Origin of the sequence: Gluconobacter sp. P1D12_c, from assembly GCF_018812105.1 — a bacterium.
Classification (GTDB): Bacteria; Pseudomonadota; Alphaproteobacteria; order Acetobacterales; family Acetobacteraceae; genus Gluconobacter; species Gluconobacter oxydans_A.
The window spans coordinates 13,120-30,229 of sequence record NZ_JACSIQ010000008.1; the positions used below are offsets into that span (position 1 = coordinate 13,120).

Annotated in this window: 12 protein-coding genes; 9 read left to right on the forward strand and 3 right to left on the reverse strand. The window is 55.6% G+C overall.

What is annotated here, in order from left to right:
• Window positions 1–40: 40 nt before the first annotated feature.
• Complete coding sequence (gene gltX / locus KP705_RS10305) at window positions 41–1,375, reverse strand: glutamate--tRNA ligase (protein ID WP_046899900.1); 1,335 nt, start codon at window positions 1,373–1,375, stop codon at window positions 41–43.
• 292 nt (window positions 1,376–1,667) lie between these two features.
• Here gltX and KP705_RS10310 point away from each other — a divergent pair, with 292 nt between their 5' ends.
• Window positions 1,668–2,261: a LemA family protein gene (locus tag KP705_RS10310; protein ID WP_046900877.1), complete on the forward strand. Its 594-nt coding sequence runs from the start codon at window positions 1,668–1,670 to the stop codon at window positions 2,259–2,261.
• 17 nt (window positions 2,262–2,278) lie between these two features.
• Window positions 2,279–3,124 carry a TPM domain-containing protein gene (locus tag KP705_RS10315; protein ID WP_215764414.1) on the forward strand — a complete coding sequence of 282 codons (846 nt, stop codon included), beginning with the start codon at window positions 2,279–2,281 and terminating at the stop codon, window positions 3,122–3,124.
• 28 nt (window positions 3,125–3,152) lie between these two features.
• Here the strand turns inward: KP705_RS10315 and KP705_RS10320 are convergent, their stop codons facing one another.
• Entirely contained in the window at window positions 3,153–4,340 is a 1,188-nt protein-coding gene (locus tag KP705_RS10320; RefSeq protein WP_046899902.1) for a glycosyltransferase family 4 protein, read from the reverse strand.
• A 144-nt stretch (window positions 4,341–4,484) separates the two neighbouring features.
• On the opposite strand from KP705_RS10320, the gene KP705_RS10325 reads away from it, so the two are divergent.
• Window positions 4,485–4,685: an entericidin A/B family lipoprotein gene (locus tag KP705_RS10325; protein ID WP_046899903.1), complete on the forward strand. Its 201-nt coding sequence runs from the start codon at window positions 4,485–4,487 to the stop codon at window positions 4,683–4,685.
• A gap of 63 nt (window positions 4,686–4,748) precedes the next feature.
• Here KP705_RS10325 and ade read toward each other — a convergent pair whose 3' ends face one another.
• The gene (gene ade / locus KP705_RS10330) at window positions 4,749–6,446 is read right to left on the reverse strand and encodes an adenine deaminase (protein ID WP_046899904.1); all 1,698 of its coding nucleotides are present in this window, start codon (window positions 6,444–6,446) and stop codon (window positions 4,749–4,751) included.
• Window positions 6,447–6,653: 207 nt separating this feature from the next.
• Here ade and KP705_RS10335 point away from each other — a divergent pair, with 207 nt between their 5' ends.
• The 6 genes from KP705_RS10335 (at window position 6,654) to KP705_RS10360 (ending at window position 17,103) form a co-directional block, all read left to right on the forward strand.
• Window positions 6,654–9,212 (forward strand): TonB-dependent receptor, encoded by a 2,559-nt coding sequence (locus KP705_RS10335; RefSeq protein WP_046899905.1) that lies wholly within the window; start codon window positions 6,654–6,656, stop codon window positions 9,210–9,212.
• A gap of 82 nt (window positions 9,213–9,294) precedes the next feature.
• The gene (locus KP705_RS10340; RefSeq protein WP_046899906.1) at window positions 9,295–10,518 is read left to right on the forward strand and encodes a TIGR03862 family flavoprotein; all 1,224 of its coding nucleotides are present in this window, start codon (window positions 9,295–9,297) and stop codon (window positions 10,516–10,518) included.
• A 4-nt stretch (window positions 10,519–10,522) separates the two neighbouring features.
• A complete protein-coding gene (locus tag KP705_RS10345; protein ID WP_046899907.1) occupies window positions 10,523–11,968 on the forward strand; it encodes an ATP-binding protein in 1,446 nt (481 codons plus the stop codon).
• 99 nt (window positions 11,969–12,067) lie between these two features.
• Window positions 12,068–14,446 (forward strand): TonB-dependent receptor, encoded by a 2,379-nt coding sequence (locus tag KP705_RS10350; RefSeq protein WP_215764415.1) that lies wholly within the window; start codon window positions 12,068–12,070, stop codon window positions 14,444–14,446.
• Window positions 14,447–14,456: 10 nt separating this feature from the next.
• On the forward strand, window positions 14,457–15,569 hold the full coding sequence (locus tag KP705_RS10355) for a glycerophosphodiester phosphodiesterase (protein ID WP_215764416.1): 1,113 nt from the start codon (window positions 14,457–14,459) through the stop codon (window positions 15,567–15,569).
• Window positions 15,570–15,885: 316 nt separating this feature from the next.
• Window positions 15,886–17,103: a glycosyltransferase gene (locus KP705_RS10360; protein WP_052750018.1), complete on the forward strand. Its 1,218-nt coding sequence runs from the start codon at window positions 15,886–15,888 to the stop codon at window positions 17,101–17,103.
• The last annotated feature ends 7 nt before the right edge of the window (window positions 17,104–17,110 follow it).

Below are 17,110 nucleotides of genomic sequence, written 5' to 3' on the forward strand. Positions count from 1 at the left end.
AGTGGGAATGCCCGGACAAACAGGCATTCCCACTCATCACTCAGGCGCCAATAGCGTCCTGAAGACGTGACACCGTCCGGGCGTGTCCCATCAGGCTCAGAAGAACATGCAGTTCCGGCCCATTGTCCTCACCCGTAAGGGCAAGGCGCAACGGCATAAACAGCGTCTTGCCCTTACGACCTGACTTTTCCTTCAGAGCCGTGGTCCAGTCCTGCCATGTGGTTTCGCCCCATGGCTCGGCAGGAAGGGTTTCAAGCGCCTGCTGAAGGAATTCACGGTCTTCCGGCTGCGACGGCGGAACGATCGTACCCTGCGTCACATCCCACCAATGCGGGATTTCCGCCGTCAGATCGACATTGCCACGCACTGCATTCCAGAATTCTTCCGTAGCCTCGGCTGGAAGATGCTCCTTCGCTACCGAGAACGGCAGATTATGCAGAGCCTTGCGGTTCAGAGCCAGAAGCTGGCGCATATCGAACCGCGCCGCAGACTTGGAAACATGGGAAATCTCGTAGGCCGCAATCGCCTCTTCCATCGTCATGACTTCCGGATCATCGGACGTCCCAACGCGTGCCAGATACGACACGATGGACATCGGCTCGATCCCATCCTGACGAAGCGACTTCAGGCCCAGCGCATCAAAACGCTTGGACAGCTTCCCGCCGTCAGAATCCAGCAGCAGCGGCAGATGCGCGAACGTAAAGCGATCCGGCTTTGCACCCAGAGCTTCGGCGATGTCTATCTGAACGCCAGTATTTGTGACGTGATCTTCACCGCGGACGATATGCGTGATGCCCATTTCCAGATCATCAACTACTGACGCCAGCGTGTAGAGGATCGTGCCGTCTGCGCGGATCAGAACCGGGTCGGAAATTGCCGTCAGCTTGACGGAGCAATCGTCCATGACGAGATCCTGCCACTTGCGGCTGCCATCCGTCAGCTTGAAACGCCAGTGCGGCGTCTTGCCATTGGCTTCGGCACGGGCCCGCTGGTCCGGAGTCAGCTTCAGCATGGCGCGATCATAGATCGGGGCCTTGCCAGCCCGTATGCGCATCTCGCGCTTGGCGTTCAGTTCGTATTCGGTCTCAAAGCATGGATACAGCCGACCAGAGGCTTTCAGCTTGTCGATCGCCGCAGCATACCGCTCCATCCGCGCGGACTGACGGGCCTCTTCGTCCCAGTCCAGACCGAGCCACGCCAGATCCTTACGGATCGCGTCCTCATATTCAGGCTTGCTGCGCGCGACGTCCGTATCGTCGATACGCAGGAGGAACTTGCCGCCATGACGGCGGGCGAACAGGAAGTTGGCGACGGCCTGACGGGCGTTACCAACGTGGAGATAGCCGGTTGGCGATGGGGCAAAGCGCAGTTTCATGCCGCCTTAATGCCGCATGATTGCGCGTCATGCCAGATGCATGAAGCATCGTGTTCAGAACACCCGACACTCTCCAGTTTCTCGACACTCTGCCAGCCAAATAAAACATGGACATTCTACCGATATAACATAACGGGAAACCGGAATACTTGGCCCACAAATATGGACTAAAAAGAAACGTTTTTTCCTTCAGTCCATCCTGTTGTATAAAGGCGAAGAACAGACACTCACGACTGACGATTTTTTCTGCGATCGGAGTGATGATCCGTTTTTTGATTTAAGAGGACCCCTGATGAGAAAACTTCTCATTCCTGCCATTCTGGTAATCGGCATTATTGCCCTGCTGGGATCAAGCTATAACCGTTTCATGGGAGCGGACCAGAACGTCAAGGAACAGATGGGTCAGCTTCAGAACGAAGTTCAGCGCCAGACCGACCTGATTCCCAATCTGGTCAACACAGTCAAAGGCTATGCCACCCACGAGCATGACACTCTGACGGATTACGCCGCGGCACGTTCGGGTGAAACACCCCTAAACCGCATTGATCCCCGCTCGGTCAGCGATGAAGACCTTCAGAAAAAAATCCTGGATGCACAGACCCGTAACGCACAGGAAATCAAGGCCATCAACGTCGTGGCTGAGCAGTCCCCGCAGCTACAGGCCAATCAGAACTTCACGAGCCTGATGGTTCAGCTTGAAGGCACACAGAACCGCATCACTGTAGCACGCCAGCGTCTGCAGCAGGCCATTTTGGCTTACAACCAGACAGTCATGCACTTCCCGGGCAACCTCGCCGCCGGGATCATGGGCTACCATCAGCGCGTCTACTACGAGGCTTCCCCAGCCGCACAGACGCCGCCAGTCGTAGACTTCTCCAAGCATTGATCTGACTGAAGGACCGGATGAACGTGCCGACTGTTTCCCGCCTGCTTCTAACGCGCACCCTGCATCTGGTCCTTGCCGTGACAGCCCTGCTGTGCCTGTCCCTGACTGGCCCGGCAGGCGCGGCTACACCTTTGACCGAGCTCGTGACAGACCCGCATCAGAGCCTGTCCGGGCAGGAACAGGATCAGCTCGTCCAGAAGCTGACGGATCTTCGGCAAACACTCCCAAGTCACCCGCACATTCTGATCGTTCTGCCCGGCCATGTGGACGATATCGATCAGTATGCGAATGAGACGTTCCATGCCTCCGGCATTGGTCAAAAAGGGCAGGACAACGGTCTTCTGATCGTTCTGGATATTCCGGATAATCAGGCCCGCATCGAAGTCGGGTATGGGTTTGAAGGCGACCTGACCGACCTTCAGACATTCAATATCCTGCATGCTGCCCAGGCGGAGCTGAAAGCCGGTCACTATGCCGCCGCACTAAACGGGATGCTGGATTCCATCGCCGACATTTTGCGTAAAAGCGAGACGCAGGTTCACGAGGAGCAGGCCACATCCGATACGGACTTCAACATCAACGGATTTGATCTCGCACTCGGTGTCGGAGGGATGGTGCTGTTTGCTCTTGGCTCTGGCTTTACCGTCCGCGCTCAACGCCGCGAAGCTCAGGGCCTGCCTCTTTCAATTTTTGACAGGTTTCTGATCAGCATTCCCTGGGACGTGATCCTGAGCCTGCTGATCAATATTCTATCAGCCGCCTCACGTAATAACGCCAACTCGTCCGGCGGCGACAAGAAGAAAAATTCCTACAAATCCGGCGGAGGCGATTCTGGCGGAGGGGGCGCGAAGGATTCCTGGTAACGGGCGCCTTCGTAAGTTTATCCTTCGGTCAGCGGCCAGCAGCATCAATACGCAGTAACTGAGCCACCGCCGCATCAAGCTTCTCGGGCGTATGATTCTGCAATATCAGATCACGCCCGTGACGAACGACCATCTGCCATCGAGAGGCCTGTGTGTAGAGCGCCACAATGGCATCCACCACATCCTGCGGAAGATCAGCAACAACCAGCTCTTTGAGCTGCGGCGTGAAGTCGAAACCTTCAGCGGCAACGGATGTCATGACACAGGGCACGCCATGAGACAGGCTGCTTAGAACCTTTCCTTTTGTCCCTGCTCCATACCGAAGCGGCGCGACAGTTATCCTTAAACTGTTCAACACAGCCGCCAAATCTGGCACATGCCCTAGCACAATCAAACGCGCGTCTTTCTCCGCCCATTCTGTCAGCCAGTCCGGCGCACCCGCTCCCACGATCAGGAATCTGCAATCCGGCATGCGGACAGCCAGATCTGGCCAGACATGCTCCAGAAAGTAACGCACCGCATCTTCATTCGGCCGATGCCCGAAATTGCCGATAAAACCAATATCGCGGCGCGTGTCCCAGCCCTCTCCCTCGGCAGAGGGCCGGGGAAAAGCCAGATGAACAACCAGCGCTTCTGGCAATTCCTGACGTAAAAGATTTTTCTCATAGCTGGACACCACCAGTGTCGCATCCGCACGACGCATAATGGCGAATTCATTATCCCGCGTGACCTCAACTGCTTTGAGCGCAGTATAATCTCCGGCCAGACGCGCAGCCCGTTCTTCTCGCAGAAAATGCAGATCACATGCGTAGAAAATCATGCGGGCGGATGGGAACGCCGCACGAAGCCGATCGTAAGCTGCGCCCCCACAGCTCACACGGCATGGGATGCAGGTATCAAGCTTCGGCCCGATCTGTTGAAGAGCCTCTTCGATCCCCTTCCATCCGGGTGAAGCCACATCATCACCGGGCGTCAGGCAGGTCACTCCAAAGGCGCGATATTCTTCCCTCGCGTTCCTATCCCGCTGCTCTCTGGGAAGGAAATACTCCCCCAGCGCAAGAAAGCTGACCTTACATCCCTGACGCAGCAGCGAGTGGATCAGCGCGTCCAGATCCATCGAACCGGAATCATGGAGGGGCCGCGGAAAATTACAGTCCACAATCAGAACTGACTTTCCAGGCAAACGCTCCGGATTACGACGAAACACTCTGAACATCGCTGTGGCCCAATGAAATTTCTCTAACAATTTTCAGGCCTTTTTCCGTTCCTGCCGACGCAGGTCAGTACTTAAAAACGCAACTTTTTGACACGACAGGCTTTTACCCCTGAACAAACACACAGAACATAAGGACATGCCCGCATGACCAAGACCCGTAAATCCACGTTCGCTCGCCTGATGCTGGTCTCTGCCCTGCTTACAGGTACGGCAGTGTCTCTGTCCGCCTGCAACACGACGCGTGGCGCAGGCCAGGATGTCAGTGCTGTTGGCCATGCAACGTCTCATGCTGCAACCAGTGCGCAGCAGGGCATTGCCAATGCAACGGGTGCCTCCACCCACTGATCAGCCTTCGTCAGGCCTGATAAAAAAGACCCGCCCTCTCACAGGGGCGGGTCTTTTTGCGTTTCAGACCAGTTCCATCGTTCTGACATCAATCATTCCAAGATCCGTAATCTTGAGATGCGGGATAACAGGAAGAGGCAGGAAAGCCAGTTGTAAAAACGGCTCTTCCAGAGAAACGCCCATCTCTTTCGCAGCTTTCCGCAATACGATCAGTTCGTCGCGGACCTGTTCGAACGGCGCATCACTCATGAGACCCGCCACCGGCAGCTTCAGTTCTGCCAGCACCTTGCCATCCTGAACGGCAACAAATCCGCCGCCCGTCGCTTCCAACCGGTTCACAGCAGTCGCCATATCCGCATCATTGGTGCCCACAACGCAGATATTATGGCTGTCATGCCCGACAGATGACGCCAGTGCTCCGTGCTTCAGGCCGAACCCTTTCACAAACCCCCTGCCGATATTTTCATTATGTCCATGTCGCGCCACCACACAGACCTTGGCCACATCGTTCGGAACATCCGGCAGGGCCTGCCCGTTCTCTTCCGGCAATGTCAGCCGCAGATATTCCGTAATGATCTGCCCAGGAATAAGCCCCATCACAGGGCGGTCTGTTCCACTGCCCTGAATTTCCATATCCGACGCAGAAACCACACCTGGCAACTTCACGCTGCCCAGCCCCACGGGCGGAATAATCTCCCGTTCAGCAAACAGGGCATCCGTGACCAGACGCCCGGCAGAAATGACGTCTGACACCAGACAGGCCTCAAGATCATCCAGAAGCACAACATCTGCCCGCTTGCCTGGAGCAATCTGCCCGCGGTCCCTCAGACCAAAGGCATTGGCAGCCGAAAGTGAGGCCGCGCGATATGCAGCCAGTGGCTCAACCCCCAGTTCGATTGCCCGGCGGATCAGAAAATCCAGATGCCCTTCATGCGCGATTTCAAGCGGATTCCGGTCGTCTGTGCAAAAGGCAAAGAAGGGCGACGTTGCAACATTCAACAGCGGAACCAGAGCTTCCAAATCCTTGCAGACGGAGCCTTCCCGGATCAGCACGGTCATGCCCTTGCGGACTTTTTCCAGCGCTTCTTCCGCGGCGGTTGCTTCATGGTCTGTCGAAATGCCCGCAGCCAGATAGCCATTCAGTGCCTTGCCGCGCATCAGCGGCGCATGACCATCAATATGACCGCCAGAAAATGCGGCCAGCTTGTCCAGGCAACCTGGATCACCGTTCAGAACACCCGGGATATTCATAAATTCTGCCAGCCCGATCACCTTGGGATGATCCTGGTAGGCCACGAGATCAGCTGCAGCCAAGGTGGCCCCTGATGTTTCCATAGGCGTTGCAGGAACGCAGCTCGACAGATTGACCCGCAGATCCATGACGGTCCTCTCCGCCGCTGCCAGGAAATAATCGAAGGCTGACCGCCCAAGGACATTGGCCATCTCATGGGGGTCACAGATGGCGGTCGTCACGCCATGCGGCAAAACGCAGCGATCAAACTCGAAAGGCGTGACCAGAGAGGACTCAACATGAAGGTGGGTATCAATGAAACCGGGAACGGCGACCCGCCCGCGTCCATCAATCTCCTGCCTGCCTTCGTATGTCCCGTACGTTCCCACGATCCGGTCACCGCAGATCGCAATATCCGTAGGGACCAGTTCGCCTGTCACAAGATCCAGAAGACGGACGTTGCGGATCACCAGATCTGCTGGTTCCCGTCCCTGCCCCTGAGCCACCCGGCGCTGGATTGCGTTCTGCATGCCTGAAACCTCCGAATGTCAGCAATGACCACTTATAGCGCGCAGACGCCCCGGCACTCAAAGCAAGCTTTCGGGCCACTTTTTGTTGCGAAAATATCACGATTATTTATGTCGTAATGTTTCATATGCCAAACTGTTGATGATTGTGACAAAGCGTGGTTTTCCCCTTCTCGCTTATTTCACTATCCGAGAAAGACCATCTTCCTGATGCGCCTTGCACGCCTGCTTTCAACGTCTGCACTCATTGCCTTAGGGGTTGCGCCTGCACTGGCAGCCCCCGCCGCGTCGTCCGCTGATCATAAGCCAAACCGCCATCAGGCAGCCGCAGCGGCACCGTCCATGATGGGTAATACCGCGCCAACAGATGAGGTGCATGAAGAGCACGTGTCCGTTAGCGGTCGTCGCAAGTATTTTGACGGCGTTACACGCCGTGACGTTGGTGGCGGCCTGATGCAGAAGCAGGACGCAGCAAAGTCTGTTTCCAGCGTGTCTCGCGATTTCATTGAAAAGCAGGCTCCGGGTCAGGACCCGATGCAGCTCATCTCCCTGCTTCCAGGCGCCAACGTGTCGTCTTCCGACCCGGCCGGCCTGACAGGAAGCCACATGAGCTCCCGTGGCCTCGATCAGACGCAGATGGGCTTTACCCTTGAAGGCTTCCCGATCAACGACGTCGGCTCCTTCCAGACGTATTCCCAGGAAATCGTGGATTCAGAAAACCTTCAGAAGGTTAATCTCGCTCAAGGCTCTGCGGATCTGGACAGCCCACATCTGAGCGCCACGGGCGGCGTGGTCGACATGTATATGATCGATCCGAAGATGAAGGCTGGCGGCGCATTCGACGTGTCCTATGGGTCTTATGATTACACCCGCGGCTTCCTGCGCCTTGACACCGGCAAAATCGGCCACACGAACCTGCGCGCCTATTTTTCCGGTTCCTATGCGACGGAAGATGCCGTTCATAGTGAAGCAACGAACCGGAAGCTGCACGCCGAAGGCAAGATCGTAAATGATTGGGGCGACGGCAACCGCGTCTCTCTCGCAATTGTTGGCAACCGCCTCTACAATTACCTGAACCGCTCCGTGAACATGGCGTCGTGGGACGAATACGGTCTGGGCGTGAAGGACAAATACGTGACCTCCTGTTCGGCTGGTGCAACCTGCACGCGCCCCAATGGCAGCACATTCAAGAACACCACCACGTCCACGATCTCCAACACCGTCTACAATGGCGTGTACAAAGATCCGACCGGCCAGACCACGAAGAGCGATGCGGACTATTACAAGTTCCATCAGAACCCGTTCACCAACATTTATGTCAGTGCACCATCCACCTTTAAACTAACCGATCACCTGACACTGACGGAAACACCTTACTTCTGGTACGGCAGCGGCAGTGGCGGCGGGGCATACACGGTTCCCACCAGCTATGGTGCGACAACAATGGGCGGAACGCTTGAAGGGCAGTCCGTTGCCAAAGGCAGCCTGCTCTATGAACCGTCCATCACCACAACCTACCGTCCCGGTGCCGTCACGAAGCTGACGCTGACAACAGGCGTGAACCGCCTCATGGTTGGTTACTGGTTCGAATATTCCAAGCAGATCCAGAGCGGCCCCGCCACTGGCATTGGCGCGGACGGAACACCCTGGAGCGTTTGGGGACAGGCTGCAAACTACGTCTTTAATAACGGGCAGACCTATCAGTACCGCTCCAACCTCACGCAGACCCGCGTGCACACAATGTTCATCGGGGACAGTCTATCTCTGCTGAACAACAAGCTCACGATCGAGGGTGGCCTGAAATACGCCATCGTCACCCGTGATGCGCAGAATATGCTGCCAAACACATCCACCGGCCCGTACATCAACAAGACGTACTATGAGCCGCTGCCGACGGCGTCGATCCGCTATCAGATCAACCCGGAAAACCAGATCTTCATCTCCGGTGCGACCAACTTCCGCATGCCGACGAACTACGCGCTTTTCGATGCAGGCACATATTACAACGTGAAGGCTCCCAACCAGGCCAGCAGCGGTTACGCCACACGCGGCACCTCAAACCTCAACCCGGAAATCTCCATCTCGGAAGAAGCGGGCTGGCGTTACACCGGTTCGACCATCATGGGATCGATCACGTACTTCCATTATAATTTCACCAACCGGTTCTTCTCGCAGAGCCAGTGCACCGATGACGCCTGCTCAAACTACTATAGCAACAACATCAATGCGGGCGGCCAGAGCACAAACGGTGTAGACGCAGAAATCGGCACGCGTCCGATTTTCTATCATCTGCGCCCGTATGTATCCTTTGAGTATGTTGATGCCCGCACGACCAGCAATCTGCGCGGCGGCAGCGGAAGCTCCGTTGATTACCTGCACACGAAGGGCAAGTTCGCACCTGAAACACCAAAATATCAGGTTGGCTTCAATCTGGATTACGATGACGGAAATCTCTTCGGCGCCTACAGCCTGAAATACGTCGCCAAGCAGTATTCAACGTTCATGAACGACGAGGCACTCCCGTCTTACGTGCGCATGAACCTGACCGTCGGTTATCGCTTCCATAATGTTGGCTTCCTGCAGAGCCCCAACGTCAAGCTCAACATCTCCAACATTGCCGACAAGCACTATCTGGGCTTCCCGCTCAGTGTGCAGACGAATGCAACAACCATGAAGGGCATTTTCGGCAATACGGTAAAGGGCACAGCCCCGACCTACGCCATTGCAGCTCCTTTCGCCGCAACGGGCTCCATCAGCGCCGGTTTCTGATCCCCTCCTGAGGCTGATACTCGTCGGCCTCAGAAGTACGTAGAACCTGACAAACCATCCGGCTCATGGCAATCAGACAGCCATGAGCCCTTTCTCCACGCCTCCCGTTGTTGCCATCGTTGGCGCAGGTCCCGCCGGACTGTTCGCCGCTGAATATCTTTCTGGTCATGGATGTCACGTCGAAATCTTTGAGCAGATGCCCAGCGTGGGGCGAAAACTGCTCATGGCAGGCCGAAGTGGCCTCAACCTGACCCACTCTGAGCCACTCGACCTTTTCATAACACGCTATGGACCAGCTCAGGATTGGCTGACCCCAGCCTTGCTAAACTTCCCGCCAGACGCTCTGCGTCGCTGGGCTGAAAGCCTTGGGCAAGAGTGCTTCAGTGGAAGCTCGGGGCGAGTTTTCCCCAAAAGCATGAAAGCGTCTCCTCTCCTTCGCGCGTGGCTCAGTCGACTTGCAGAACAGGGTGTTCAAATCAGGACACGCCATCGCTTCACAGGATGGGAGGGTTCAAGACTGACCTTTGAAAACCCTTCAGGTCCTGTCACCTTTGCTGCGGACGCCACGCTCATGGCTACAGGCGGTGCAAGCTGGTCTCGCCTGGGGTCAGACGGGCGCTGGGCCAGTCTGTTCCCTACGGAAACATCCCCTTTCAAACCGTCAAACTGCGGCTTCATGCCCAACTGGCCAGATGACGTCCTGCAACGCCATGACGGTGAAGTGCTCCATTCCGTCGGACTGTCGTTTCAGGGAACGGAAACTCGTGGGGACCTCACCATTACGCCGCGCGGACTGGAAGGCTCTGCCCTTTATGCCCTTTCGGCCTCTCTCCGTGATGCCATCACCTCTACGGGCACCGCCATCCTGTCACTGGATCTGCGCCCTACCCTTTCTGAAGACGCCATTCTCAAACGCCTTCAGGCCCAGCGTCCCAGAGAGAGCCAGTCCAACCGCCTGCGCAAAGCTCTGTCTCTCGATGGTGCCTCCCGAGAACTACTGCGACAGGCAACGCCAAAACAAGCGACAGCCCTCCAGCTGGCCCGGGCCATTAAAACCCTCCCCATCGTCCTGACCGGGACAGACACCCTCGACCGCGCCATTTCGACAGCAGGGGGATTACGTCAGGACGCATTGGACGAAAAATTCATGGTGAAGGCTCATCCCGGGGTGTTTGCAGCTGGCGAGATGCTGGATTGGGAAGCCCCAACCGGGGGTTATCTTCTGCAGGGATGTTTTTCCACCGGTCTTGCTGCAGCAAAAGGCGTCCTTGGGTGGCTAGAATCGTCAGTTTCGGGTATCCGCTGACGCCATGACATCCATCGTTCTCGGACAGGGCCGCGACGGCTCAGACACCTGCATTGATTTGCCGGAACTGCTGGCCACGCGCCTATTGGTTCAGGGTAACTCCGGCTCGGGCAAATCCCACCTTCTGCGCCGTCTGCTGGAACAGACAGCAACCCTCGTTCAACAGGTCATGATCGACCCGGAAGGCGACTTCGTCACCCTAGCAGACCGCTATGGCCATCTGGTCATTGATGTTGAGGACCAGTCTGAAGCCAGTTTGCGCGCAGCCGGTGAACGTGTCAGGGCGCATCGTGCATCTGTCGTGCTGAATCTTGAACAGGTGGAAGCCGAAATGCAACTGCGTGCCGCTGGTGCATTCCTGAACGGCATGTTCGAAGCACCACGCGCCAACTGGTATCCGGCTCTGGTTGTGGTGGACGAAGCCCAGCTCTTCGCACCGGTTGCGGGCGGTGACACATCCGATGAAGCCCGCCGCCTCTCACTGGGGGCCATGACAAACCTCATGTGTCGTGGGCGTAAACGTGGTCTGGCCGGTGTCATCGCAACACAGCGTCTGGCTAAACTGGCCAAGAACGTCGCGGCAGAGGCCTCGAACTTTCTGATGGGCCGGACCTTCCTCGACATCGACATGGCCCGCGCCGCAGATCTTCTGGGAATGGAGCGTCGGGCCGCGGAATCGTTTCGTGATCTTGCCCGCGGGCAGTTCATGGCGCTCGGCCCCGCTCTGTCCCGTCGTCCGAAGCTGCTGACAATCGGCCCCGTAGAAACAGCCAGCCACAACACGGGGCCAGTGCTTGTTCCCTTGCAGCCCATGGATGCCGAAGACCTACGAGACATTATTCTCGAGCCCGTTCACGAATTTTCGCCGCGCCCCCGCCGCGAAACACGCCCCCCTCCGCCGGATCTTCTCGCACAGCTTGATGCCTATGGCGCAACCCGCGAAGCGGCTGAAGAACCCACCACAGCAGCCGAAACGACCGAGATTGATCCAGCCCATATCTGGGACATGGTTTCTGGCGTCGCATCCGAAGAGGGCGCGGATTACAAGCCGCTTGCAACCCTCTATCAGGACTTCCAGCTCCGGGCCCGCATTCAGGGGCTATCACGAAACATCCTCGATCTCGGTCGTTTCCAGCGCATTCTTGCAACCGTCCGCGCGGGCCTGGACCGGGAACGTGCTGAAAGTGAAGAGTGGCAGAAAGCCGAAGTCATAGCCGCGTCTCTGCCGGAAGACGTTCAGGGCGTCTTTTTGTTGCTGGCGCGCACCGCGCTCGATTCGGAAACCTGCCCGGATGACAGTGCTCTTGCCCGCGCCTACGGCACGCACTCCCTGGGGCGGGCCCGGCGCCAGCTGACCTATCTTGAGGAAAGAGAAGTCATAGTCTTGCAGGAGACCCCGTTCGGACGGCGCGTCGCGATCGTGGGCCTAGGCTGGCAAACGGCGTCATAAAACTGTCACGCCGCCTTCACACTAGGTTCACACAACCATCACGATATTGAGACTAGTTTCCGCCCGTTCCGACTCCGCTTCGTTACGGGAAAGCTATCCATGTCATCCAAATCCCAGCGCAACCGTGCGCTGCTCTTTCTTTTCTGTTCTCCGCTGGCAGTGAGCATGGCACTGCCTTCAGCCAAAGCTGCCACCGCGTCGACAAACAGCAAGAAACACACCGCAGCACACAAGGCCGCAGCCGTTTCCGGCGGATCGGAACAGCTGGTTATTACCGCAAAGCGCACCCGCTCCGAACAGACACTTGGCCGCGTTCAGATCCAGCGCATCATGCCGGGCATCAACCCCATCAAGGCGCTGCAGATCCTGCCAGGTGTTGTGTTCAACAATGCTGATCCCTGGGGCAACAACGAACAGAACTCATCACTGTATGTACATGGTTTTGCCAAAGAGCAGCTCGGTTATACGCTTGATGGAATTCCCCTCGGCGACCAGGCCTACGGTAACTACAACGGCCTCTCCCCGCAGCGCGCATCCATCAGCGAAAACATCGGATCTGCGTCCATTGCCACCGGTGCAGGCGGTCTGGGCACGGCGTCCACGTCCAACCTCGGCGGTACACTCGAATTTACGACGCAGGATCCACTGCGCAAGCGCGGCGCTCAGATCGAACAGGTCTTTGGCAGCTGGTCCACATTCCGCACCTTCGCGCGTCTCGACACGGGTGAATTCGGAAATGGCAACTCGGCCTATGTCTCATTCGCCCGTCAGGATGCACGCGCATGGGACTTCGCTGGCCATCAGGGCGGCTATCAGGTCAATGCCAAGTTCGTTCACCACAGCGCCCATGACCGCTTTTCGGTCTTCTTTGACTGGTCCCAGAAAGTGGAGCCGAACGAAGACAGCGTAACGCTGCCACAGGGCTACGGCACTTATGTCCGTCCCTTCACTTACCCGAACTACAACTACGCAAAATCCTACATTAATTCAGCCGCTTATACGAATGCAGGCCTGAATTACCGCAATTACTATTCCGCTGCCCAGCGGGAAGACTTCCTGGCCTATGCAAAGTGGACGCATGATTTCAATGCGAACCTGCACTGGGATAACTCGATCTATTACCATCATGATCTAGGTGAAGGCGTCGTCGCAGGCCCGATTACGGCTGCGGGTCTGCCTACCCTCTTCGCCGCTTATTTCCCCGGTCAGGATCTCAGCACGGTCTTCGGTGGATCCGGTTACGCCACGCGTACAACCGAATACTGGGATAACCGCGGTGGCCTGATCTCCACACTGCGCTACCACCTCGGCAAACATTCCATCGAAGTCGGTGGATGGTATGAGCGCAACAACAATACGCAGGCTCGTCGCTGGTACCCGCTGGATGCCAACAACCCGACCACACCATACGAACGCCAGCAGAACGCCCTGATCGACCAATATACGAACAACTTCTACACCAACACGTTCGTCACCCATCTGCAGGACAACTGGCAGATTTCCAAGAACTTCTCCCTAAAGGCTGGTTTCAAGTCTGAGCTCGTTTACACGAACGGCACATTGCCTGTTGCTGCTAAGGCGGGCTCGCTCTCTCCGTCCTACGCTGTCACGGCTCCGGGTGGTACGATCGCTGCGGAACGTCCGTTCCTGCCATCCTTCGGTGCGGTTTGGAATATCACGCCGAATGAACAGTGGTTCGCCACCATTCAGGAAAACATGCGCTCCTTCCAGGACGCCGGCTACGGCAACGCCACACCTTGGGGCGCAACCAGTCAGGCTGCCTTCGAAGACTTCAAAAAGAACGGCAAGCCGGAAACATCATGGACTTACGAGACCGGTCTGCGTGAGCATCGCCAGATCCATCTTGGCCCGCTGACGTCTATCGAAGGACAGCTGTCATACTATCACGTGCACTTCTCGAACCGCCTTCTGGCTGTTGCCACCACGCAGACGCTGTCTTCCATCATCGGGTCTGCCACAACGCTTGCCAACGTTGGTTCTGTCACAACCGATGGTATGGACTTCTCCTTCACGTCCCATTTCGGCGAGCATTTCTCGCTCTACAACGGCCTGTCCTATAACAAGTCCACCTACAACGATAACTACAGCACCGGCACGACAGTCGTGCATACGGCTGGCAAGAACGTTGTGGGTATGCCTGCCTGGTCTGAGAAGTTCGTCTTCAGCACCAACTGGGGCAATGCTTATGGCCAGTTCATCGGTGTCGTGACCGGGAAGCGTTATGCAACCTACACCAACGACATGTACGCCGCCCCGTTTGCTCAGTTTGACATGAACGCCGGCTACACGTTCCATGGCATCCCACACATCGCAGCCCTGCGTGTTCAGGGTAACATCACCAACCTGACCAACACACACGCCTGGTCCACCATCAACGCGACCCAGACTTCTGGTCAGTTCAGTGCCTTCCCGGTTGCCCCGCGCAGCTTCTTCCTGACACTGAACGCCACGCTGTAAGGACTGATCCATGCTGACGCGCCGCCGCACTCTGGGGCTGCTTTCCGCCGCCCTCCCTGCCCTTCACCTGAGCCGCTCCGCAAAGGCGGCTCCCTCCCTGGCTCCAAAGCCACTGGTGTTTGCCCACCGTGGCGCGTCGGCTCTCCGTCCTGAACACACACTCGGTGCTTATGCCAAAGCAATGCTGGACGGCGCCGATTTCATCGAACCCGATCTGGTCATGACAAAAGACGGCCATCTAGTCGTCCGTCATGAAAGCAACATCGCCGATACGACAGACGTTTCGGATCATTCGGAATTTGCCGACCGCAAAAAGACCGTCACCATCGACGGCCAAAAGCAGACCGGCTGGTTCACCACGGACTTCACACTTGCGGAACTCAAAACTCTCCGTGCCCGTGAGCGTCTGGCGACCCTTCGTGTCCATAACACCCGCTACAACGACCGCTTCGAAATCCCGACGTTTGAGGAGGTCATCGAAGTTGTGGCGGCTCAGGCTGCTGCCACCGGCAAGACCTTCGGTCTGATCCCGGAACTGAAGCATTCCACGCATTTTCACAGCCTCGGCCATGATCCGGAAGCAATCTTCCTCAAGACCATTGCGGCTCACGAATATACGCGCCAGGCCCCGCTCGAAATCCAGTCTTTCGAAACGTCAAACCTCGCCCGTATCCGGGAGCAGGCACTGGCCATCAACCCACAGACACGGCTGATGCTTCTGATGGGTGAACGCAAACAGGTTCCCCCTGATCTTGCCGCAGCAGGAAAAACAACAACCTTCGGCGACCTGATGACACCAAGCGGCCTCAAGGATATCAGCCATTATGCCGACGTCATCGGCCCGTCGAACACGGATCTGATCCCCCGTGATTCCAAAGGCGCATGGCTTGAACCCAGCACACTGGTGGATGACGCGCACCGTGCAGGTCTGCTTGTTCATTCCTACACAGCACGCCCGGAAAACTACTTTCTTCCTGCTCAGCTTCGAAATGACGCAGGCCCAGCAGCTCGCAACCCCCAAGGTATGATCGCAGAGGTCCGCCGCTATCTGGATATGGGGATCGACGGGTTCTTCACAGATGACCCAGCCCTCGGACGACACCTCGTAGATACAACGTATTAATCAGAGAATACGGGAAGATATTTTAATTATCTCAAAAATATCTTCCTTTTTATTAGAAAAAAAATTTTGCAAAAACTGATTTTTTACTAAAATTTTATTATGAAAATATTCAATTTTTTCTATTCTATCGTCTTTTTCGTCAACAAACACTTTCAAAAAAAAGAGCATTATAGAAAACACTGTTCGGAAAAATTATTTTCAATTTTCTAAAAAGGCTCTACCAGTTTATCAAACTGGTGTGCGGGAATTATCGAGCAACACCGTCGATAAGAATAATACCGGTGGCGCAAACGCCAAGGCTTGCAGGGAAACAGTCATGCGTGTGGGAATAGCGATCTTATCCTATAAGCGGTGTGATATTACACGCCACACCATTGAGCAGGTCCAACGCCACACCAAAGCAGATCATGAACTTATCGTCGTCGACGATGGATCACCTGACAACACCCAAAATATGCTTGAAGAACTCGGGGTAGCTTACATACGAGGACCAAACTGTGGGGTCGTATGGAACAAAAACCGAGCGATTTATTATCTTCATGAAATGCGCCACTGCGATGTCGTCATTCTTCTTGAAGAAGACACTTTCCCAATGGAGGACGGCTGGGAACAAGCATGGATCGATGGCGCAAAACGGTGGGGGCACGTTAATCTTGCCCCTTCTCATTGGCCTTTAAACGATCGAATTGGCGGAACCGGCACTGTCTCCAATCCGATTATTTCGCGGTATGTAACGGGCCAGTGCTGCTCCTTTTCGCGGGAGGCGCTCTCAGTCGTCGGGTATCTCGACACCCGCTTCCGGGGGTACGGCCATGCTCATGTTGAGCATACAACACGCTTTCTGCGAGCAGGCTGGGGCGGATATATAAAATCAGGACGGGATCATAATTTTTATCTCATCCGCTCCCCCCTCAAGGTCACGTGCCTAGATAAACCCCCGCCAGTAGCGGACTATTCAAAAAATGGTGATGTATTTAATAGCATCAGGCATGATCATATACATCGCTGGTGCTGGAGAGATGAAGAAGAGATGGCTGTTTTCCATACTTCTTTTGCAACACTATCAAGAAGTGGAATTCCAGTCCCAACAATTTCAAAACGACAATGGTTTTTGTCTGATAACACAGATCAAAATTTAGTCTGGGATCCGGAAACTCAAGTTGTAATTTCTACTCCAGACAAAAAAGATGAAAGACCCAGAGTCATTGCTACGGTTTCAGGTGAAACGGTGCAGTTCAAAGTTTTAAGAGATCAGACATTTTGGATGACATGGGAGCAGCCAGGAGAGGCACTGTTGAAGGAAAAGCGCTCTGAAGCTGCCACTTTCAAACTCATTTATGGAAAAAATGGCGGCGTAGGATTTTTCTATAACGGCCTTTTCCTTTGTACAGACCACAATTTTAATGACCACGTTGTACTCTCGAGGCCAGAAATGAAAAATTGGGAAGTTTTCCATTTTTCGGGCTTCTCTGATTTAGAACAACCAAATAATAACCCTATGCGTTCTGACCGTATTCAGGATTGGCCTCTTTAGAAAAATA

Coding starts and splice junctions, on each gene's coding strand:
- ade (WP_046899904.1), bottom strand. CDS start 6,446: ATGCAGAACGCAATCCAGCGCCGGGTGGCTCAGGGGCAGGGACGGGAA.
- KP705_RS10360 (WP_052750018.1), top strand. CDS start 15,886: ATGCGTGTGGGAATAGCGATCTTATCCTATAAGCGGTGTGATATTACA.
- KP705_RS10350 (WP_215764415.1), top strand. CDS start 12,068: ATGTCATCCAAATCCCAGCGCAACCGTGCGCTGCTCTTTCTTTTCTGT.
- gltX (WP_046899900.1), bottom strand. CDS start 1,375: ATGAAACTGCGCTTTGCCCCATCGCCAACCGGCTATCTCCACGTTGGT.
- KP705_RS10335 (WP_046899905.1), top strand. CDS start 6,654: ATGCGCCTTGCACGCCTGCTTTCAACGTCTGCACTCATTGCCTTAGGG.
- KP705_RS10345 (WP_046899907.1), top strand. CDS start 10,523: ATGACATCCATCGTTCTCGGACAGGGCCGCGACGGCTCAGACACCTGC.
- KP705_RS10340 (WP_046899906.1), top strand. CDS start 9,295: ATGAGCCCTTTCTCCACGCCTCCCGTTGTTGCCATCGTTGGCGCAGGT.
- KP705_RS10315 (WP_215764414.1), top strand. CDS start 2,279: ATGAACGTGCCGACTGTTTCCCGCCTGCTTCTAACGCGCACCCTGCAT.
- KP705_RS10325 (WP_046899903.1), top strand. CDS start 4,485: ATGACCAAGACCCGTAAATCCACGTTCGCTCGCCTGATGCTGGTCTCT.
- KP705_RS10310 (WP_046900877.1), top strand. CDS start 1,668: ATGAGAAAACTTCTCATTCCTGCCATTCTGGTAATCGGCATTATTGCC.
- KP705_RS10355 (WP_215764416.1), top strand. CDS start 14,457: ATGCTGACGCGCCGCCGCACTCTGGGGCTGCTTTCCGCCGCCCTCCCT.
- KP705_RS10320 (WP_046899902.1), bottom strand. CDS start 4,340: ATGTTCAGAGTGTTTCGTCGTAATCCGGAGCGTTTGCCTGGAAAGTCA.